The sequence below is a fragment of the Butyrivibrio sp. LB2008 genome (genome assembly GCF_000621565.1).
Classification (GTDB): Bacteria; Bacillota; Clostridia; order Lachnospirales; family Lachnospiraceae; genus Butyrivibrio.
In genome coordinates, this window is the sequence record NZ_JHXZ01000027.1 from 1 (window position 1) to 22,056 (window position 22,056).

Genomic DNA, 22,056 nt, shown 5'->3' on the forward strand with positions numbered 1-22,056 from the left:
ATGGGCTTACACTCATGAACATAGTTACCAAAAATGAAAACGGAAAAACAAGGGCAGTTCATACCTATATAGGATATGAAGGAGAAGGCTTTGCGTGTGTTGCTCATTCTGAAGGATTGGATGAGCCAGGAGTTATCTACAGTTATTCGAGTCATGTAAGAATGCTTAAAGCAAACCTTCCGTATCTGTTGGATTGTTTCTGGTCTAACATAAAATAAACAGTAGCCGGGATTGATTGGCAATTCAATCCCGGCTACAACTATGTTAATCATTGAGTGGTAAAATCATTGGAAGTTAAGACTATATCCGTGTTCGTCTTCATAAAAAATGATTTCAAACATATTGTCTCCTTTAATACTATAACAAATTTGATATAAGAGTCAATAACAAATTTGCTATAAATGTTTTGTTCGATTTTTCAACTTATTACTCCTTTCTTGGAAAATTATAGATTTGGCGAATCGCCATAGCGTCGACTTAGAATTGTCATTGAAAGACTGCCGACTCGTTCCATGATAGCAGATAAATCTTAAGAAATACCGTCGAATTTTCTTAAGATTTCTTGTAGATGAATAAATGGTCATTTTTTACATTGACGCAAAGGATAAGTTAACTATAATAATTAATGAACGCAGACAATGGTGTCGCAAACACTATTGCCTGCGCTTTTTTGTTTTATTAGAAAATACTCCGTTATGTGAGTATCTATCAGAGTAATTATGTTTTAACAGGTGATTTTATGAAAGATGGATTTATCAAAGTGGCGGCAGTCACGCCCAAATTACGAGTGGCCGATGTCCAATATAACATTGGCGAGATCAGGAAATGGATCAAAGAAGCTGAAAAAGAAAGTGCAAAGATAATTGTGTTTCCGGAGCTGTGCATAACAGGGTACAGCTGTCAGGATCTCTTTTTACAGGACGAATTGTTGGAAGGGGCAAAATCTGCGCTCATAGATATAACAAAGTACACAGAAGATATTGATGCGATGGTCTTCGTCGGACTTCCGCTCGCGATAGAAGGAAAGCTCTATAACGTCGCGGCGGCAATAAACAGGGGGAAGATTCTTGGAATTGTGCCCAAGATACACCTTCCGAATTACAACGAATTCTATGAGGCAAGGCATTTTTATTCGGGAAAAGAGCTGAGTACAGTGATAAGTATCGGCGATAGCGAAGTTCCTGCGGGCAGCAGGCTTATTTTTGCATGCGATGAAATGCCGGGACTAAGAATTGCTGCGGAAATCTGTGAGGACCTGTGGGTTCCGAATCCGCCAAGCACAGAGCATTGCCTTGCAGGTGCGACGATGATCGTAAATCTGTCGGCATCGAATGAAATAATTGGCAAGAGCAGATACAGAAGAAACCTTGTCAGCAGCCGGGCCGCAAGTCTTGTCTGCGCGTATGTCTATGCTTCGGCAGGCCCTGACGAATCGACGCAGGATGTGGTATTTTCGGGACACAACATCATGTCTGAGAACGGAAGCATCATTGCGGAGTCGGAGCTCTTTTCCGAAGGGATGATAGTTTCAGAGTTTGACATGAAAACTATCGAAGCGGACAGAAGGCGTATGACGACGTACAGTGCGAAACAGACGGATGATTACAAGAAGATCTCTTTTAATATAACAAGTGAAAAGACAAGTCTCACAAGATACATCGCTCCAAAGCCATTTGTACCTTCGGCCAAAACAGAGAGAAACGAGCGCTGCGAGGAAATCCTGACAATCCAGGCGATGGGACTTAAAAAGAGGCTTGAACATATCGGATGCAAAAATGTTGTTATCGGCATCTCGGGAGGGCTTGATTCTACGCTGGCTCTTCTTGTAATTGTAAAAGCTTTTGATTATCTCAAACTTGATCATAATGGAATTGTCGCAGTCACGATGCCGGGATTCGGAACAACGGACAGAACCTATGATAATGCGCTCAGCCTCATAAAGGAGACGGGAGCTGTTCTGAGAGAGATAAATATAGGTGAAGCTGTAAAAAGACATTTTGCAGATATAGACCATGATCCCAAGAACCACGACGTTACCTACGAGAACAGTCAGGCGAGAGAGCGCACGCAGATTCTTATGGACATTGCCAATCAGGTAAACGGAATAGTCATAGGAACGGGAGATCTGTCAGAGCTTGCCCTTGGCTGGGCGACATATAACGGTGATCACATGTCCATGTATGCGGTAAATGCATCGGTTCCAAAGACTTTGGTCCGCCATCTTGTGGATTATTATGCTGATACATGCAGTGATGAGAAGTTAAGCGAAGTGCTGCGTGATATTTTGGATACGCCGGTATCGCCCGAGCTTTTACCGCCTGAGGACGGCAAGATCTCGCAGAAAACGGAAGACCTTGTGGGACCTTACGAGCTTCATGATTTCTTTTTGTATCACATGTTAAGGCTTGTGCAGAGCCCTGCAAAGATTTACCGTCTTGCAGGCATAGCCTTTGCGGGAAGCTATTCTTCCGAAGAAATTCTGAAATGGGAGAAGGTTTTTTACAAAAGATTTTTTGCCCAGCACTTTAAGAGGAGCTGTCTGCCTGACGGCCCTAAAGTCGGTTCCGTTGCGGTGTCGCCAAGAGGAGACCTCAGGATGCCGAGCGATGCTTGTGCAAATTTGTGGATAAAAGAGCTTAATAAATTAGAATAGGTGGATTAAATGGAGATTTTTGACATTATAGGTCCCGTTATGGTCGGACCTTCAAGTTCGCACACAGCGGGCGCGGTGCGAATAGGGTATGTTGCGGGGAAGCTTCTTGGCGAGGAGATCAAAGAGGCAGAGATATTGCTATACGGTTCGTTCAAAGATACCGGAAAAGGCCATGGTACTGATAAGGCGCTTGTTGCGGGACTTCTTGGAATGAGGCCGGATGATTACCGGATATCTGAGAGCTTTAATATTGCAAAAGAGAAAAATATAAAGATAACATTTGGCGAAGCGAGGCTTGTTGATGCGCATCCCAATTCTGTAGAGCTTGTGCTTCACGGTGTGAACGGCGCATCTATAGACATCGTTGCACAGTCAATAGGCGGCGGTAAGATCAACATTGCACAGATAGACGGCATAGATACGAACTTTTCAGGTGAATATCCGACGCTTATCGTTCATAACCTCGATCAGCCGGGGCATGTGTCTGAAGTAACTTCGATGCTGTCGCATAAGCTTGTGAATATAGCAACTATGCAACTTTACCGCTCGTTTAGAGGCGGAAGGGCTGTTATGGTCGTTGAGTGCGATCAGAAAATTCCCGATGACGGCTTAAAGTGGCTCACCAAGATAGAGGGAGTTCTGAAAGTGACGTATTTTGAAGGTGCGTAAGGAGATTGTTATGTATAAATCTATTGAAGATATATTAAGTCAGGCAAAAGAGAAAGATAAAGAATTCTGGGAAATTGTCCTTGAAACAGACATGGAGAGCAGGTGCGTAAGTATGGAGGAATCCATGCGGGCAATGGAGCAGATGCTTGAAGCAATGGAGTACGCCGATTCAAAGTACGACGGTAATCTGAGGTCGCAGAGCAAAATTAGCGGCGGTGATGGAAAGCTGCTGGAAGAATATAATCTTTCGGGTAAAAACATATGCGGAGATTTTCTTGGAAAAGTCATGGAGCGCGCGATCAAGATGGGCGAATCCAATGCGTGCATGAGACGTATAGTTGCCGCTCCGACAGCGGGATCGTGCGGAGTTGTGCCGGCTGTGCTTCTAAGCTATAAAGATTATTTTGACGTGCCAAAAGACAAACTGATTCACGCTCTCTATGTTGCGGCGGGAATCGGCAAAGTTATCGGTGAAAACGCGAGTATTTCGGGAGCTTACGGTGGATGTCAGGCTGAGATCGGAACGGCTTCTGCGATGGCATCGGGGGCGCTTGTTTACCTGCAAGGCGGCGATAATGAAGCCATTGCAAATGCAGCCGCGTTTTCTCTTAAGAATATGCTGGGGCTTACCTGTGATCCTGTGGGAGGACTTGTGGAAGTTCCCTGTATAAAAAGAAACTCTCACGGAGCTGTAAATGCGGCTGCGTCTGCACAACTTGCTCTTGCAGGGATAAAGAGCGCTATTTCGCCTGATGATGTCATAGATAGCATGAGACGAATCGGAAATGAGATGCCTGCAGATGTCAAAGAGACGGGAAAGGGAGGATTGGCTGTAACTGAGTCGGCGAAAAAAATGCTGGTAAAATGAGCTTTTTTGCTATCTGAAAATGAAAATAAATACGGAAATTATCGGGAAATAAACACGTTGACGGGCAGTGCCATAAATGATAGTCTGTCGTTGTGCGATTGGCTTATAAGTAGGGGAAAATTATTAAACAGGGGAATTTTTTGTTGGAGGAAAAAAGAGATGAGAAAAGCGGGTCGCAAAGCGCTTTCTTTAGTGCTGTCTGTCTACATGGCACTATCTGTTGGTGCGTCCGATCTTTCCATTGCATCTTATGCAGCGGAAGAGCCGGCGAAAACCAATCATTTATGGACCAAAGTCGATTTTGATAAGATATCGGCTGATGATTCCATAGCAATTACAATGACTTCCGGTGGTGTGACATACGTGCTTCCTAATGCACAGTCTACAAAAACAGGTCCATTGGCAACGGCTGCCAATGTGGATGGCGATACTCTGAGTATTACTGATGGTAATGACAGTGACTATGCCTGGAAGATCACCAAAAACACTGTTGAAGTAAGTTCCAAGGATATGGATAAGAGTAATACTGCGCCTGATGAGGTTGAAAAGAATACTCTTGATTCATCTTCGGAAAGTGATGCGAACAAGGATAATTCCGATAAGAAAGCAGACAATCAGGATGCTTCAAAAAGTGAAAATCCTCAGGGCGAAAAAGCTGAAGCAGATGCCGATAAAGCGGAATCAAAAACAGAGTCCGACACAAAGTCTGCAGAAGAAAAGAAGGCAACAGGCGCAGGTACAGCTGAGAAGTCTGAGACACAGGTTCCTGCAAATGCAGATAAAACAAATTCTGATAAAACTGTTTCAGACAAAGACGGCACGAAAAAAGAGGCTGCTACATCTAACGGAACTGCTACAGGTACCGAAGCATCTACAGCTGCAACAAGCCAGGCAGATGCAGAGAAAGATGCCAAGACATCAGAATCTGAAGAAAAAAATAAAGATAAAGAAAATACATCTGTAAAAGAAGAATACTATACCATTTCGGCCGGCAATAAATTCTTATATATCATCGCAAACAATAACGGTGTCAGGATCAACGATTCCAAGCCAAAGGATGATGTCGGTGCCAAGTGGAAGATTGATGACGGATATCTTTGCGCTGCTGATTCAAACGGCGATGTAAGATATTTCGGAGTTTTTGAAAACAAAGATTTCAGATCGTACAAAAAGAGTAACGGTGCGATTCACAATAATATAAAAGGCCAGACTCTTGCATTCTATAAGCTCACGGATAAGGCAGCGGCAGAAGGTCTTCTTGCTCCCACAGCGTCTGTAAAGAGCGGCGAAGCTGTTGAAAGCGGCACTGAGATTACACTCTCATGCGCTACAACAGGAGCAAAGATCTATTTTAATACAAACGGAACAGAGAATTTCTCTGAATACAAGGAACCCATCAAGATAACAGAGGATACTACTATTTACGCATATTCCACCAAGGACAATGCCGACAGTGAGAAAGTATCTTTTGCATATACGGTGAAAAAAGGAAGTAAGTTCACAGAAAACACAGTGGCAAAGCTTCTTACAAGAGAGTTCTATGACGGAGACGTTGTTGCCATATACTACCCGGCTGATAAGAAACTTATGACAGCCAAAGAGATGACCACACTTCTTGGCGCCAAAACGGGCAAATTTGACTGCGAAGATGCGACTCCTTCAGAAAATAAAACTATAGATATCAAGGACAAGAACGCGCTTGTTCTCAAGGTCTCCGTTGATGAAAACGGAAAGAGCACACTTAAGACCGAAGATGGAAAATATCTGACTGCAACGGTTGAGAAAAATGGCACAAAGACAAACTGCGCTCTTAAACTTGCAGATTCAGCCGAAGAATACAGCACATGGACATTGCAAAACGTCGGTGATGCAGCAGACGGCAAGTTCATCCTTGTAAATGACAAGGCCAAGAGCGGATCTTACAAGGTTGCACTTGAGTATTATAAAAATGCATTTACAAGCTACGGTATCGGCTCTGATACATCAGCTTTTGAAGTAAATTTCTACGCACTCGAAGAAGGTGAAAAGGTTGAAAAGACAGAGAGCGATAAGGATACGGAACTTATAGTCGCGCAGTGGGCAGGAAATGCCAACTACGATGAAGCGGGAATCGCGGACAAAAAAGTCATAAACGGCGATCTTTATTCTACCAATGATATGCTTGATGAAAATGCCGGGTACAGCGTTGTTGTGGGCGGCGAAAAAGTTAAGCCTTACACAGCTGCAAAGTCAAGCACAACAGGCTCAACAAGCTATTACATGGGTGCTACAGGTGTAGTAAACAATACCGATTACATCCAGATGGAATTCCCCACTCTTGGATATGCAGACATGAAGCTCAGTTTCCGTATGCGTTCGTCAAATACAGCAGTGGGAGCTTATCAGCTTCAGTATTCTGCAACAGGTGAGGATGGAAGCTTCAAGAATTTCAGTGAAGGTTCATATTCATATAAATATACAACATACAGAGACAACAAACCTTCAGAGGTAAGTGGCAGTAAGCAGATTTCTGACGGTATTGCCAAGACTTCTCTTGCGCCTACCAACTATGTGGAATTTAGCTTTAAGATTCCCGACGGTGCCAATAACAAAGAAAAGATATACGTAAGACTTGTTCCTGCGACAACTCTTTCTGCAAAGGGTGATAAAGATGCGGGAAAAGACGGAACAAACAGAATTGATACCGTCATAGTATCAGGACATCCCGTGGTATCAGATAAGATCTGCGGCCATGTTATCGCAGATCCTGCAAGCGGCGAAATTGAAAAAGGCGCTAAGATAGCTCTTTTGACAGGAACCGAAGGTGCGGATATTTATTATTCGATAAACGGTGCGGAAGAAGTTAAGTATGATGCCGGCAATAAGATCACAGTATCGGAGCTTCCCGCTATAATTCGTGCCCGTGCGGTTAAAGAGGGATTAAAAGACAGCGTAACCTGCGTTTATCAGTATACTCAGGCACAGGTTGCCACAGTTAAGGCTACTCCAAACGGCGGAGCAATAGCGGCAAATCAGAAGATCACATTGTCTACAAAGACAGAAAACGCAAAGATTTTCTACAGATACATGACAGACGAAGAAATCGAGAAAAATGTTGTTGAATCTGTAGAACAGCAGAATGCGGAAGAAGGCAGTGAGCCCGACGCAGCACAAGAAGAAGCCCATGATGACTGGGTAGAATATACACAGCCGTTTGAGGCAAAAGAGCTCCCTGCGCAGATTCAGGTAAAGGCTGTAAAAGAGGGATACTCAGACAGCGTGGTTTCAACGCTTAAATATACAAAGCGTACAAATGAGAGAGAAAATATATACTTCGGTCAGGTCCATGCACATACCAACATTTCAGACGGTGCGGGATCATTGGAGGATGCGCTTTCTCATGCATCAAAGGTTGATAACCTCGATTTCATCATTATCACCGATCACTCCAACTCGATTGATAATGAAGGAAATTCAAAGATCACGGAAAACGTTGATACAAGCGAAAATGATGAGTGGACTTATGCTCATAATCTTGTAAAGAAGTATTCAACAGACGATTTCACCTGTGCTTACGGCTATGAGATGACCTGGTCAAACGGACTCGGACACATGAATACCTTTAACACAAAGGGATTCCAGAGTCGTACACAGAAAGATTTTTCAACATATTCAACGGCGCTTAATAACTACTATGCAGCTCTTAGAACTGCTCCTGATTCTATCAGCCAGTTCAATCACCCGGGAACGACCTTCGGTGATTTCCAGGATTTTGCATATTACTCGGAAGAAAATGATGCGCTCATTACAATGATAGAGGTTGGTAACGGTGAAGGTGCGATAGGATCTTCAGGTTATTTCCCTTCATACGAGTATTACACCAGAGCTCTTGATAAGGGCTGGCACGTGGCTCCCACAAACAACCAGGATAACCACAAGGGACTTTGGGGCGATGCCAACACTGCACGTACTGTAATGCTTGCAGATACCAACAGCGAAGAAGCAATATACGATGCAATGAGAAATTATCGTATATATGCAACTGAGGACAATGACCTTTCAATCTACTACACACTTGATAACAACGTTATGGGAAGTATCCTTGATAAGGATACGGTAGGTGAAACGGTCGAGATCAAGGCTGACATCAAGGATCCTACGGACTCTGCGATCGGTAAGGTAGAAGTAGTTGTAAACGGCGGTCAGGTGATCGCTTCACAGAACGTTGACAAGAGCGAGGCAACGGTTACATTTACAGTTCCCTCTGCATATTCTTACTACTACCTCAAGATTTCCGAGCAGGATAAAGACATTGCGGTAACAGCTCCTGTGTGGGTCGGCAGTGTCGAGGCTTGCGGAATCAACAATGCATATACAGAGACGGTACTTCCTGTAGCGGGAGAGTCTCTTGATATCAACGTTGACCTTTTCAACAACGAAAAGACACCTCTTGAGATCAAGGATATCGAGATTGAACTCAGCGATGTGGATGGCAAAAAAGTACCTGTTTCCAAAGTGACAGGTGCAGAGGCTAAGGTATCAGAGGTTGCTTCAAACGGCACCGCATCATATAAAACAAGCTATGTATACAACGAGGCGGGGCAGGTGACATATGAGGTTACCGTTCATGCTATGCTTGGCGGTATTGAGAAGATTTATAAAGATAAGTTTGCCGTAAATTATGCGGTTCCCAAGATGGTCTCAAATGTGATCATTGACGGTACTCACTATAATGATTACGTTTCGGGCTATTACACAGGAAATGTGAATGCGTTCATAAATCTTTGTGCTAAGAAAAATATACGAGCAACTGTGGTTAAGGACAATATCACAAGTGACATGTTAAAAGACTGTAAGTTACTTGTTTTGTCAGCTCCCGGAAAGAATAATAAAGAACCTAGCAAGGTTTCACATTACAGTGATGACTTTATCAAGATGGTAAAAGAATATGTGGCAGGCGGCGGATCTGTGATCGTATGCGGTCTTGCTGATTATTCCGATACAAAAGACTGTCAGACTGCAACCGAGCAGAATAAGATCCTTGAAGCAATCGGCGCAACCATTCGTATGGGCTCCGATGAAGTGTGTGATGATAAGAATAACGGCGGACAGGTTTACAGAATGTATCCTACCGTATTCAACAAAGAATCCGCTCTTCTTGCAGGAATAAAGGAAGGCCAGAAGTACAGCCAGTATTCGGGATGTTCTGTGGATATTTCTAATGCAAAGGCTACAAACTTTGTTGATGAGGCAGAGTGGCTTGTAAACGGATTTGAAACCACATATTCAGTTGATTGCAAAGACGGAGCAGGAAATTCTAATGGCGGTGCTTTGCCTAACGGTGTTAAAGGCGTAAAGCTTGATAATGACGGAAAGGTAACCTTTATTGCACGTCAGAAGACAAAAGCAGGCGGTCAGATCATTGTTTCGGGTGGTGTATTCCTTTCAGACTTTGAAGTAAAAGCTGAAATGGACAACAATGATTCACTTCCGTATGCAAACCATACGATCGTAAATAACATTATTGACGGCGCTACGGTTGAGCTTGAGACTACAACTATCGCAAAAGCCAGACAGGGCAAGATGAACGAAGTCTTCGCAGTTGAAGGCTATGTGACATCGGGAACAGAAAATCAGGATACAACATTCTTTGATACCATCTACATTCAGGATGAGACGGGCGGAATGGACATATTCCCTTATGCTACACCCGGACTTAAGATTGGTACCAAGATGCGAATTGTCGGCTATCTTGCACAGTATCAGGGCGACCTTGAGCTCAAAGTTCTTTCTGCAAAAGAGCTCAAAGCAGATCCTAAAGTATGGGAACCTAAGGCAGTTGATACCAAGACCGCAATGGATTACGATAAGCTTGGAGGTCAGCTCATTAAGACAACAGGTGATGTGACAAGAGTTGATTACAACGCCGACGGAACGGTTGCCGAGTTCTGGTTAAAAGATTCATCGGGAGCCGAGGCGGCTATCTTCATCGACGGATATATAAGATCCGGCTCAACAGGTAAGAATACTGTCGGAGATTTCGTAAAGAAAGGTGCCAAAGTTACCGCCGCAGGTGTGCTCTATAAGCATCCTGAAGGAAAATCGGATGTATCAGTACCGGTACTTAGGGTTCGCAACTGCGACGATATTGTACTTGCAGGTAAGGCAGATAACACAAAGAAGGGTGATAAAGCCGATGATAATAAGAAGTCAGACGCTGCAAAGGACAACAAGGGCGCAGATAACAAAGGAACTGACAAGAAGACTGATTCGGTAAAAGACAACAAGGGAACAGACAGTAAGAAGACCGATTCGGTAAAGGACAGCAAGGGAACCGATAATAAGAAATCGGATAGCAAAAAGTCTGATTCCTCAAAGGACAATAAGAAATCCGATTCTTCAAAGGACAACAAAAAGTCAAACGATAACAAGAAATCCGATTCTTCCGTAAAGAACGGAAAAGATAACAAAGCTGTGACAGGTTCTACTGTAACCGATAACAACAAGAAGGATAAGGCGGTAGTCGATAATAACAAGAATAAAGCTACCGATAAGAAATCCGCTGAAAAGAAGAGTTCCGACAAAAAGAAGAGCTCAGATAAGAAGAGTTCAGATAAAAAGAATTCAGATAAGAAGAACTCTTCGGATACGAATAATAAGGATGCTTCAAATTCAGACAATGTCGGAGATGACAACAAAGAAGCGCAGGCTACCGATGTGGATGCAAACAGTACCGATAACGATGAGAATAAGGATTCGGCACAGAATGCAGATTCACAGACAAATACCGACGCAGAGCAGGGTGAGCAGCAAGTTCTTGGTGAGAAAAAAGAGCGTAAGATTCCGGTAATTCCTGTAGCAGTAGGTGCAGGTGCGGTAGGAGTAGTTACTCTGGTCGTTGTTGTGGGACATGTCATTGCAGGAGCAGCAGGCACAGCAGGAGCCGCAGCGACAGGTGCAGCCGCAGCAGGGGCAGCAGGTGCTTCGGCAGCAGGCGCAGGAACTGCATCAGGCGGAAAACTTGCAGGACTTCTGTCAAAATTAAGACATTTATTTGGAAAATAATAATATGAAAAAAGAGCTGATAATAAAAGCTGTATCAGTCCTTGTATTCATAGCCTTAAGCATTGGCGTAGTGATCTATGCCAATGCGGACAGGCCTAAATACACTATCACAGAGAACTCCGGAGTTGAATATGAGACTGCCAGAGTTCTTTCTGTAATAGAGGACAATACGGTCATTGATGAAAATGTTGAAAATCAAAAGAAGGGCAGCAGCGAGCTTAAGGTTAAGATCCTAACAGGCCGCTATAAAGGTGACATCTGCAAAGTCACAAACTATTTCAGCGCCCTTTATAACGTGGATGTAAAAGAAGGCGATACTGTTAGTGTAAGGATTGATACATCGGCAGAGCATACATATACCGTAAGCATCTATAATTACAACCGCATTCCGCTTACAATCGGACTTGTAGTTGTATTTTTTGCCGTGCTTGTTCTCATGGGAGGAAAGCAGGGATTAAAAGCATTTATAGGACTTGCCTACACGGTACTTGTTATTCTGTTTGTGCTCCTTCCGCTTGTATACAAGGGCTTTTCTGCAATCCCCGTGACGATCGCGGTTATATTCGTAACCTCTGCGGTATGCTTTTTGCTTATCGGAGGAATCAGTAAAAAGACTGTGTCGGCAGCTTTGGGATCTCTTGCCGGTGTGCTTATAGCTGCCATCCTCGGAGCCGTATCCGCAAAGATCGGAGGCGTTACAACATTTCAGACAGATGAAGCAGAGGCGCTTCTCCTTGTGAAATCAACAAGTAATCTAAAGATGTCAGGTCTTTTTATCAGCGGAATACTTATTGCCGCGATGGGCGCGGTTATGGATATAGCGATGTCAATCTCATCCGCTATAGAAGAAATCAAACTTGCAAATGAAAAAGCTACTTTCGGCGAACTCTTTAAATCCGGCATGAAGATCGGAAGAGATGCCATGGGCACAATGGCCAATACACTGGTGCTTGCCTATGTCGGCGGCGCTCTTAACATGATGATCCTTATCTATTCCTATGGCGTAACATTTATCCAACTCGTAAATACAGATTTTGTTGCCATAGAATTAATAAGATCTATCGCCGGTTCCGTAGGCATTATTTCAACTGTACCCTGCGTCGCAGCCATTGGTGCATACTTACATAGCTGCAAGAAGTAAAAGGTTGTGCGAGGAAATATATGTAATTGGGCAGCTTTCGGACGAGCAAGATGATTTACAAAATTCAAGGACAGGAAAATGTCGATTTCTCTGAGTAACACGAAATGAGACATTTTCCTGTCCTTGAATTTTAGTAAATCACTGCGCAGACGTACCCTGCCCAATTACATATATTTCCTCGCACAACCCCCACTTACTCAAGCTAGTCAGTATACTTCATTTCGCAGGGGTCGCCGTTTATATCGTTGTAATGGACAATCTTATTTTCTTCATCTAAAGAGACGAATGTTGAACATGCCGGAAATGAATATGTTTCATCTGCGGCTAGAAGTTTTATTTTTGATTGCGATATGTTGAACTGAGGGAGAGGCTGCATTGTCAGTTCGTTAACCGGACATCCGGCGTCGATACGGTCTTGATCGCTCATCATAAAATAATCAAGATAAATGCCGTCGACTCCTTCATAGCAGGATTTTAAGGCCCATGTTGTGTCTATGTGGTACGCTTTTCCGCCAACAACTGCATATGTCCACGCGTGGCACATATCCGGCGCGAAACATCCGATATCAAGTGCATCTATACCTACCTGCAACAGCAGATAGCCGTAAACGGCTCCATATTCCACACACGTTCCCTTTTTGGTAATAAAGGTTTTGTAGAATGCTGCATCACCGTCAAATTCCTGATCATCGCTATAGTCATAATTTTCGGCAATATACAGATAGAGCTTTAAACATTTCTCAAAATCCGTATCATCGGTTTCCAAAGTGTTATTTAAAATATCAACGATAAGCTTTTCGAAATCAGCTTCTCTTTTGACAAATTCATCGATCGGCATCTTGTAATATATTTTTCCGACACCGTTTTCAAAAGGAATCGATCCGTCATCACTTTCTTCTGATATCATCAGACAAGCTGCGGGTAAAAAACTTGCAAGTGTACTTACCGAGGTTGCAAATTCATAAGCTTTCTGATTGGTACATTCAAAGGTTGTCTCACCTTTTCTTACCGCATCGCACAAGTTATAGAAAGCATCCCAACTTTCCTGAGGGATTTCCTGTGCAAGTGTGGGAGAGTACACATGAGGATTGAATTCAAAATGATCCGGCAGCGCAGGTTCATTATTTTCTGATGATGCATCAGTAGTTGCCGATGCAGATTCGACAACGCTTTCATTCGCCGTAGCAGCATCGCCTGCTGAGTTCGGCATGATATCGCAAAAACCGCATCCTGAAACCAAAAGTGTGATTGCTATAATAATTCCGGTTATATTTCTTTTTCTCATAGATTGTTATCATCAAACTTTCTTGCAATATTTTCATAAAGAATAGGATTAATTTTAGCATATCCACTTTACGGATGTAGAAGATGCAATGCGATATCTTTGATAAGGTAGAGTGACCCCGCGATACAGAGAACTTCGGTTTCGTCTTTGCAGAGGTCTTCGAGTGAAAAATCCTTATCTAAGACAATTGCCTTAACGCCGCGGTTTTCAACCATCCGGGCAAGGTTGCCGGGAGCCATAGTTCTTGGATTAGGCACGGTCGTAATATAGCATTTGTTTGCTATGGGCATAAGCTCATCGAGGATGATGTCAACTTCTTTGTCGGCGAGGATGCCAAGAAGGAAGGTGATTTTTTTGCCCGGGAAGTATTCTTCAAGTGACTTTCGAAGAACCGCCGCACCCTGCCTGTTGTGCCCGCCGTCGATTATGACATACGGGTTTTCGCTTATGATTGTAAAGCGGCCGAACCACTCGGTGTTGGCAATCCCGCGGGATATGGCATCTTCGGATATATCAAATCCTTTTTGCCTGAGCTTTCGTGCGACATAGATTGCTTCGGTAGCATTGTCAATCTGGTATGTGCCAAGTAGTTTTGTGGTGTAAGTGATTCCGTCCACGTTAAAGCGCTGTCCGCTAAGGCTTCGTTCAACAAGCACAGGTTCGGTAAAGTAGCCTAGTGATACGGCTTCTTTTGAACAGACATCTTCAAGGACTTTTGTTACTTCGCGTTCCTGCATAGGAGAGATGACAGAGGTGCCGTGCTTTATTATTCCGGCTTTCTCGGTTGCAATCTCAGTCAGGGTATTACCAAGGATCGACATGTGGTCATAGCTTATAGGCGTTATGACGGTTACAAATGGCGTTGGGATAACGTTTGTTGTATCTACACGGCCGCCCATGCTTACTTCCATGACAACTATGTCACAGCTCTTTTCCCTGAAATAGAGAAAAGACATAACGGTAAGAATCTCATATTCGCTTGGAAAAATATTCTCGGCGGCAAGCTCGTCATATGCGGGCTTTATCTGCGAAAATATCCTTGCGAAATCCTCATCTGAAATATCGGTATTGTTTACCCTGAAAAGCTCATTGTAGCGGTATAAAAAAGGTGAAGCGAAGGTGCCGACTTTATGGCCCGATTCTATAAGAATCGAAGTGATGAAGGCAACTGTCGAGCCTTTGCCGTTTGTGCCTGCTACATGAACATAGCAAAGACCGTACTGCGGATCATCTAGCTTTTTTAGAAGTGCAAGCTCTGCATCCAGAGAGAACATGTCTTTTTGGGGAACGGTATTATCTTTTGGTGGTTTAAAATGAGGCAATTTCTCAAAAAAAGAAATTGCCTCTGAATAACTATACTCGTGCATAAGTCTTAATCCTGCCGAATGCTTCTAAAACAATGTACAGCATCAAAATATTGATGGGGAGCATTATGAGTTCTTTGGGGAGTCTTGCTACCAGTGTTACAAAGAAGCCCTTTTTGATATACATCATGTCAAGCCAGTAGGTATTCATGATGATGCCTACGATAAGGGTGTGAACAGCTTCTGCAACAACAATTCTTGCAAGTGTGGGCTTCTTGTTGTAGAGAATGAAGCCAAAGATCAGGCCACTGACAATTCCACTTATCGTGAATCCGGGAAAGAACGGGCCTGTAGGCTTTACAAGATAGCCACCTATATCGGTGAGTGCTCCGACAATAGCGGCAATACCGGGGCCAAGTGACATTCCGGCGATACCGATTGGGAGTGAACCGAATCTGATCTCAATGATATTGGTGATCGGAATCTTGAGAAATCCCAGTACGATACCCAGAGCCGTTAACATGGCGGCCAGAGTAAGTGTGTTTGTGTCACGTAATTTTTTCATAAAAATACACCTCCTCGCAGCTTCCTTTTGTCTACACGAGAGGTGTTGTACACTTCACTATGTAGCAGCGGGATGCGACCATAAAACCGCGGATAATCCTTCGTCCGAATGACAACTCCCTGTTCACCCGGCACTTGACGCTTTACAGTCTACTCTGCATTTCTTATTTTTGTCTGTATTATAGGTTGAATGAAATAGAATATCAAGCATAAATATTCATAAACATTTATTGCATCTTAGGCTGATTACATACATTTTTTACGAAGTGGACAGATGTGGAATTGTCGTAATATGATATATGTGTCAAAAAGATGCGCAGCATTGTAATAGAGAAGTATTGTGTTCAGAATAGGAGGCAAAAATGACTGTTTTGGCAGCTTTTATGGTTCCACATCCACCCCTTATCGTTCCTGAGGTAGGAAGAGGAGGAGAACAGCAGATTCTTGAGACAACAAATGCTTATGAGCAGGTCGCAGACGAGGTGGCGGCGTTAAAGCCTGACACTATCATCATTACGAGTCCGCATTCCGTTATGTATGCGGATTACTTTCATATATCCCCCGGCCACAGGGCAACAGGCAGTTTTGCTGATTTTGGCGCACCGGGAGTGAGATTTTCAGAGGAATACGATACGGAGCTTGCGGATATGATAAGTGAGCTTGCACAGGAAGAAGACTTTCCTGCGGGGACGATGGGCGAAAGAGAATCTTCTTTGGATCACGGAACAATGGTGCCTCTTTGGTTTATAAGAAAAAAATATAGCAGCGGTAAGATCGTCCGCATAGGACTTGCGGGACTTCCTTTGACCGACCATTACAGGTTCGGACAGATAATTGCGAAAGCAATTGATAGATCGGGGAAAAGAGTTGTTATCATCGCAAGCGGCGATCTTTCACATAAATTGCAGAAGTATGGTCCTTACGGTTTTTCAAAAGAGGGACCGGAATATGACAAAAGAATCATGGAAGTGTGCGGAAATGCTGAATTTGGAAAGCTCCTTGAATTTGAAGAAAGCTTGTGTCAGCTCGCTGCGGAGTGCGGGCACAGATCTTTTGTGATAATGGCGGGAGCTTTTGACGGACTGCGTGTAAAAGCGACAGCACTGTCACATCAGGATGTTACCGGCGTCGGCTACGGAATATGCACTTTTTATCCTGACGGAGAGGATGAAAGCAGGCTTTTTTTGCATGACTATGAAGAGAAACTTGAGAAAGAGTGCAGGGAAAAGGCAGCTGCAAACGATGAATATGTGAAGCTTGCAAGGGCAAGTGTCGAATCTTGGGTAAAGGATCACAGGCAGATTCCCGTTCCGGGTGGTCTTCCGGATGATATGATCTCAAGGGCGGCAGGTACCTTTGTTTCGATACATAAGATGGGACAGCTTCGCGGCTGCATAGGCACTATCGCTGCAACTCAGGACAATATCGCGGAAGAAATAATTCAGAATGCGATAAGTGCGAGCACGCGTGACCCGAGATTCGATCCTATTACGGCAGATGAGCTTAAATTTCTCGATATCAGTGTCGATGTGCTTGGAGAGACCGAGGATATAGATTCGATGTCCGAGCTAGATGTAAAGCGCTACGGCGTTATTGTAAGCCACGGAATAAAAAGAGGCTTACTTCTTCCAAATCTTGATGGTGTTGATAACGTGGAGCAGCAAGTTGAAATTGCAAGGCAAAAAGGCGGGATCAGCGAGGATGAGCCCTATACATTGCAGAGATTCGAAGTGGTGAGGCATTATTGATATGGCAAAGTGTCACGTGTGTTTCAGACATTGCATGATAGAGGAAGGCGGAATAGGATTTTGCGGAGCAAGAACGGTTAAAAACGGCGAAGTAGTCGCAATGAACTACGGAAAAGTATCGGGACTTGCGCTTGATCCAATAGAAAAGAAGCCGCTGAACAATTTTTTTCCGGGAAGTTACATTCTGTCGGTTGGGAGTTTCGGATGCAATCTGCGATGCCCTTTTTGCCAGAATCATGATATTTCATGGTCAAAAGAAGCACGGATATATGCAGAGGATGCGGAGCGCGTAAGCCCCAAGGAACTTGTGAAGGCGGCGCTTGATACAAGGGACAGAGGCAATATCGGGATTGCTTTTACTTATAATGAGCCTCTTGTGGGCTATGAGTTCGTGCGTGATTCGGCTGTGCTTGCCAAAGAGCACGGACTTAAGACTGTGCTTGTATCTAACGGCACGGCGGAGCTCTCTGTGCTTGATGAGATAGTTTCGTATATTGATGCTATGAATATAGACGTTAAGGGCTTTACGGATGAGTATTATGACAAAGTTCTGGGCGGCAGCAGGAAGCAGGTCATGGAATTTATTGAGGAAGCGGTCAGGCACTGCCATGTCGAGCTGACAACTCTGATAATCCCCGGAGAAAATGACAGTGAGGAAGAGATGCGGGAATTGTCGGGATGGGTAAAAGAGATTGAACTTACAAACGGAAAAAATATACCGCTTCATATCACAAGATTTTTTCCCAGATTCAAAATGACAGACCGCGATGCGACCGATGTGCGGAAAGTATACAGGCTTGCGGAGGTTGCGAGAGAAAAACTTGAAATTGTATATACGGGGAATTGCTAGTGGTTTCGGTTTTCTATATAATCTTGAGAGAGAAAAATCGAAAAAATTATGTAGTGAGCTATTATGAATATTTTAAACGTAGAAAATGTATCTAAGACATATATGTCAAAACCTGTCTTGAGCGGGATTACAGTGGGAATAGGTGACACTGATAAGATCGGTGTTGTCGGAACAAACGGAACAGGTAAATCCACGCTTTTATCAATTGTTGCGGGAGTAGAACATCCTGACAGCGGAAAAGTGGTCGTAGGAAATGACGTTCGAATTTCATATCTTCCGCAAAATCCTGTTTTTGATGAAAATAAAACCTTACTTGAAAATATCACAGAGAAGATCTACGCCGGAGAAGGACATTGGGATAAGATGGGTGAGATTAAGGCGAATCTGGCTAAATTTGGAATGGATGACCCTGAGTGCAATCCGTCTGTTCTATCAGGCGGTCAAAAGAAACGAGCGGCTTTGGTTGCGGCTATAATGACTCCCGCTGATCTTTTGATCCTTGATGAGCCTACCAACCATCTTGATTCTGAGATGATAGAGTGGCTTGAAGAGTATCTGCAGCACTACAGGGGCGCGATACTGATGGTTACTCATGACAGATATTTCCTTGATGAAGTGACGGATCAGATTTTGGAGATCGATAAAGGAAACACTTACAGATATGAGTCTAATTACTCGGGATTCCTGGAACTTAAGCAGCAAAGGCTTGATTATGAGCAGGCTGCTGAGCGAAAGGCGGCCACATTATATAAAAAAGATCTTGCGTGGATGCTTCGCGGAGCAAGAGCCCGTTCAACCAAACAGAAGGCTCATATACAGCGTTTTGAGGCTTTAAAAGACAGGCAAAGACCGGAAGAAGAGAGACAGGTGCAGCTTAGCTCAATTCCCACAAGAATGGGCAATAAGACTATTATTCTTGAGAATCTTTCCAAGTCCTACGGGGACAGGACACTTTTTAAGGATTTTAGCTACACTTTTCAGAAGCTTGACCGAATCGGTATTATCGGACCAAACGGATGCGGGAAGTCCACACTTCTTAAGTGTATTCTGGGTGAGATAAAGCCTGATACGGGGACGGCCATCATCGGACAGACCATAAAGATCGGATATTTCGGGCAGGAAAACGAAGCCCTTGATGAGAAGAGCAGAGTGCTTGATTATATCAAAGAAACTGCGGAGTACATAGAGACAGTGGACGGACTTGTTTCGGCAACCGTGATGTGCGAGAGATTTCTTTTTACCCCTGATATGCAATATGCGCCGATCTCTAAACTGTCAGGCGGTGAAAAGAGAAGACTGTATTTGCTAAGGGTGCTGATGGAACAGCCAAATGTCATTGTCCTTGATGAGCCTACAAACGATCTTGATATTCAGACACTACGCATTCTGGAGGATTATCTGGACGGATTTCCCGGCATTATCATAACCGTAAGCCATGACAGGTATTTCCTTGACCGCGTGGTGACAAGAGTATTTGCCTTTGAGCCTGACGGCACTTTGTTCCAAAGTGAAGGTGGATATTCGGATTATGTGGAGCACAAAAAAGAAAACGGCTCATTTTCGGAAATTCCTGCGGGCTCAGCAGCTAAAGGCAAGACCGGAAGCGATAATGCGGAGAAGAATGCTTCCAAGGGGAAATACAGAGCGCCCAGGGAGAAGACTAAACTTTCTTATAAAGAGCAAAGAGAGTACGAGTCGATCGAGGCAGAAATTGACGCACTTACCGAAAAAAGTGAGGAACTGGAGAAGCAGATCATTGAAGCGGCAACAGATTTTCCGAATCTCATGAAATATACCAAAGAAAAAGAAGCGGTTGATGAGGAAATTGAACAGAAGATGGAGCGGTTCATCGAGCTTCAGGAGATGGTCGATCGCTTTGGCCTTTCCAAATAAAAGTGAGTTTAATGTATGACTTTTTGAGACGTTTTTGTCTGAAAAAGTCATGCATTTTTTGTTGGGGATGTTTAAGAAAACGGTCCTCGTGATATGAGAAGATTTTTTTATAAAAAGAATTTGCGTTTTTTGCTGTGAATTATATGGATTTTTATGAGCATGACTTTAGGCGTTTTTTGTGTCAAAAAGTCATGCTTTTTTTGTGCCTGAAAAAGTCCGGTGAGATGTCCTTAAAAGAGCATGGTTGAGCGCTTTGTTTGGAAGATGATATACCTGTTTGTTTGTCTGTTTTTTACTGCGAAAAAAGTCATTTTTTTACCACTGTCTGAGACGAAAAATAATATATGACAATATATAAATTTTGCGGGATGAAAATATAAATTATTTTTATTTTTGATTTATAAATTTTTTATTTGTTTAAAAAAGGTATTTTAAAAGTCAAAAAAACAGAAAAAAATGTAAGCGGTTCCCTTTATGAGACTTGATTAATATTCACTTTGAAATTTATTTATTTTAACTTAAAGCTTTTCGTAAGTTAAGTCATTATCACTATTAAAGTTATGCATATTTGGGTAAAATTACACATTGTGCACAAAAAAGAAGCGCTGTTACAATGGAAGTGCTCGGGCAACTAAAACGTTTACGTAAAAATTAAACAATTGTATTAGGCTAGGAGGTGAACGGTTTTTTTATGATGAAACGAAATTTATCAGTAGCATTAAGCGTATTCTTAGCAACAGGATTGTTATCACCGGCCTTACCCGTACAGGCGGCACCAAGCATTAATCCGTATGGTACGGTTCAGGCTGAAATTGAATTTGAACGTAATGTAAAAGAGGTTTTCACAGATGAAGATGCCGGCGCGACGGTGGTCAGCCTTGGATCTGGAAATTATTTCTCTGTGAAAAGTGTAAACTTCTCGCAGGGAGTTTCTAAGATAGGAATAACAGCAAAAGCTGATTCTGCAGGACTTATCATTATCCACAAAGGCGGAACAGACGGAGATGTTATAGGAAGTATCAAACTTAGTGGCACGGATGGTATATATAAAGAATTCTTCGCAAATGTAAGCGGCCTGCAGGGCTCAGAGACAATTACATTTGTGCAGACAGTGGGAACCAGCTTGATCGACAGTTGGTCAGCGGAGCCGGGCGAAACAACGGAAGAACCCGAAAATCCGGATGAGCCAGAGAACCCCGACCAGCCTGAAAACCCTGATCAGCCGGAGAACCCCGATCAGCCTGAAAATCCGGACCAGCCGGAGACCCCTGATCAGCCTGAAAATCCTGATCAGCCTGAAAATCCGACAGCGGTAAATCCGTATGAAAAGGTTGAGGCTGAGGCAGCAACTGAACTTGCTGAGGCAATGGTATCACCTAACAAGCAGTCGGTAGTTATTAAGGACGGCGGCTATGTGATCACCAAGAACGTTGATTTCTCAAAGGGACTTGCAGGATTTGGAGTGCTCGCAAAAGCATCGGCACCCAAGGTTAAACTCAATATCTATATTGATGGTGCAAAGTCTCCTATCGGATCTATCAATGTTGGCTTGGATATGACACAGGAGTCTGCTGTGAAGCTTACATCAGACCTTAAGGGTACTCATGATGTATACATTCAGGCAGAAGGCGGCGCTATAACACTTGATGCATGGAGAGCAATTGAAGCATCAGGAACAACAGAAGAGCCACCTGTAGTAGAGCCACCTGTAGGCGATACAGTAGATCCTTACAGCACAGTAGAAGCAGAAGCGTCTGCAGAGCTTAAGAGTGCAATGGTTACACCTAACAAGCAGGCAGTAAGCATCCAGAAGGGCGGATATGCAGTAGCAAAGAACGTAGACTTCTCCAAGGGTGTTAAGGAATTTACAGTTAATGCAAAAGCAAGTGGAGCAAACAGACTTGAAGCAAGACTTGATAAGGCAGACGGAGATCTCATCGCAAACTTCAGAGTCAGCACAGATGCAAAAGATATAACAGTAAGTGCCGCAAAGAATGTTACAGGAACACATGACATCTACTTTGTAGCAACTATGGA

General features: G+C 43.4%; 13 protein-coding genes and 1 riboswitch. Of the genes, 10 read left to right on the plus strand and 3 right to left on the minus strand.

The window, feature by feature from the left end:
* From T356_RS21300 to T356_RS0109500, 6 genes are all read left to right on the plus strand, one after another.
* The coding region (locus T356_RS21300; RefSeq protein WP_026514284.1) for a hypothetical protein at positions 1-218 on the plus strand (218 nt) is incomplete at its 5' end.
* Between the two features lie 521 nt (positions 219-739).
* Positions 740-2,653, plus strand: coding sequence for an NAD(+) synthase (locus tag T356_RS0109480; RefSeq protein ID WP_026514285.1), 1,914 nt, complete (start codon positions 740-742; stop codon positions 2,651-2,653).
* A gap of 9 nt (positions 2,654-2,662) precedes the next feature.
* A complete protein-coding gene (gene sdaAB, locus T356_RS0109485) occupies positions 2,663-3,322 on the plus strand; it encodes an L-serine ammonia-lyase, iron-sulfur-dependent subunit beta (RefSeq protein WP_026514286.1) in 660 nt (219 codons plus the stop codon).
* Between the two features lie 10 nt (positions 3,323-3,332).
* Positions 3,333-4,190: an L-serine ammonia-lyase, iron-sulfur-dependent, subunit alpha gene (gene sdaAA / locus T356_RS0109490; protein ID WP_035780895.1), complete on the plus strand. Its 858-nt coding sequence runs from the start codon at positions 3,333-3,335 to the stop codon at positions 4,188-4,190.
* A 159-nt stretch (positions 4,191-4,349) separates the two neighbouring features.
* On the plus strand, positions 4,350-11,234 hold the full coding sequence (locus T356_RS19015) for a CehA/McbA family metallohydrolase (RefSeq protein ID WP_051563330.1): 6,885 nt from the start codon (positions 4,350-4,352) through the stop codon (positions 11,232-11,234).
* 4 nt (positions 11,235-11,238) lie between these two features.
* A complete protein-coding gene (locus tag T356_RS0109500) occupies positions 11,239-12,375 on the plus strand; it encodes a YibE/F family protein (protein ID WP_026514288.1) in 1,137 nt (378 codons plus the stop codon).
* A gap of 202 nt (positions 12,376-12,577) precedes the next feature.
* On the opposite strand, the gene T356_RS0109505 is transcribed toward T356_RS0109500, so the two are convergent.
* The 3 genes from T356_RS0109505 to T356_RS19025 form a co-directional block, all read right to left on the minus strand.
* Positions 12,578-13,660, minus strand: coding sequence for a transglutaminase domain-containing protein (locus T356_RS0109505; RefSeq protein WP_026514289.1), 1,083 nt, complete (start codon positions 13,658-13,660; stop codon positions 12,578-12,580).
* A gap of 68 nt (positions 13,661-13,728) precedes the next feature.
* Positions 13,729-15,027: a bifunctional folylpolyglutamate synthase/dihydrofolate synthase gene (locus tag T356_RS19020; protein ID WP_051563332.1), complete on the minus strand. Its 1,299-nt coding sequence runs from the start codon at positions 15,025-15,027 to the stop codon at positions 13,729-13,731.
* Positions 15,014-15,529 carry a folate family ECF transporter S component gene (locus T356_RS19025; RefSeq protein ID WP_035780897.1) on the minus strand — a complete coding sequence of 172 codons (516 nt, stop codon included), beginning with the start codon at positions 15,527-15,529 and terminating at the stop codon, positions 15,014-15,016. The genes T356_RS19020 and T356_RS19025 overlap by 14 nt, the downstream gene beginning before the upstream one ends.
* A gap of 63 nt (positions 15,530-15,592) precedes the next feature.
* Positions 15,593-15,688, minus strand: a riboswitch (THF riboswitch).
* A gap of 202 nt (positions 15,689-15,890) precedes the next feature.
* Between T356_RS19025 and amrA the strand changes: the two genes are divergently transcribed.
* The 4 genes from amrA to T356_RS20380 all read left to right on the plus strand — a co-directional run.
* The gene (amrA, locus tag T356_RS0109520) at positions 15,891-17,276 is read left to right on the plus strand and encodes an AmmeMemoRadiSam system protein A (protein WP_026514290.1); all 1,386 of its coding nucleotides are present in this window, start codon (positions 15,891-15,893) and stop codon (positions 17,274-17,276) included.
* Between the two features lies 1 nt (position 17,277).
* Complete coding sequence (amrS, locus tag T356_RS0109525; RefSeq protein WP_026514291.1) at positions 17,278-18,126, plus strand: AmmeMemoRadiSam system radical SAM enzyme; 849 nt, start codon at positions 17,278-17,280, stop codon at positions 18,124-18,126.
* A gap of 63 nt (positions 18,127-18,189) precedes the next feature.
* The gene (locus T356_RS0109530; RefSeq protein ID WP_026514292.1) at positions 18,190-20,019 is read left to right on the plus strand and encodes an ABC-F family ATP-binding cassette domain-containing protein; all 1,830 of its coding nucleotides are present in this window, start codon (positions 18,190-18,192) and stop codon (positions 20,017-20,019) included.
* Between the two features lie 691 nt (positions 20,020-20,710).
* A partial coding sequence (locus tag T356_RS20380; protein WP_026514293.1) for a carbohydrate-binding protein occupies positions 20,711-22,056 on the plus strand: 1,346 nt, incomplete at its 3' end.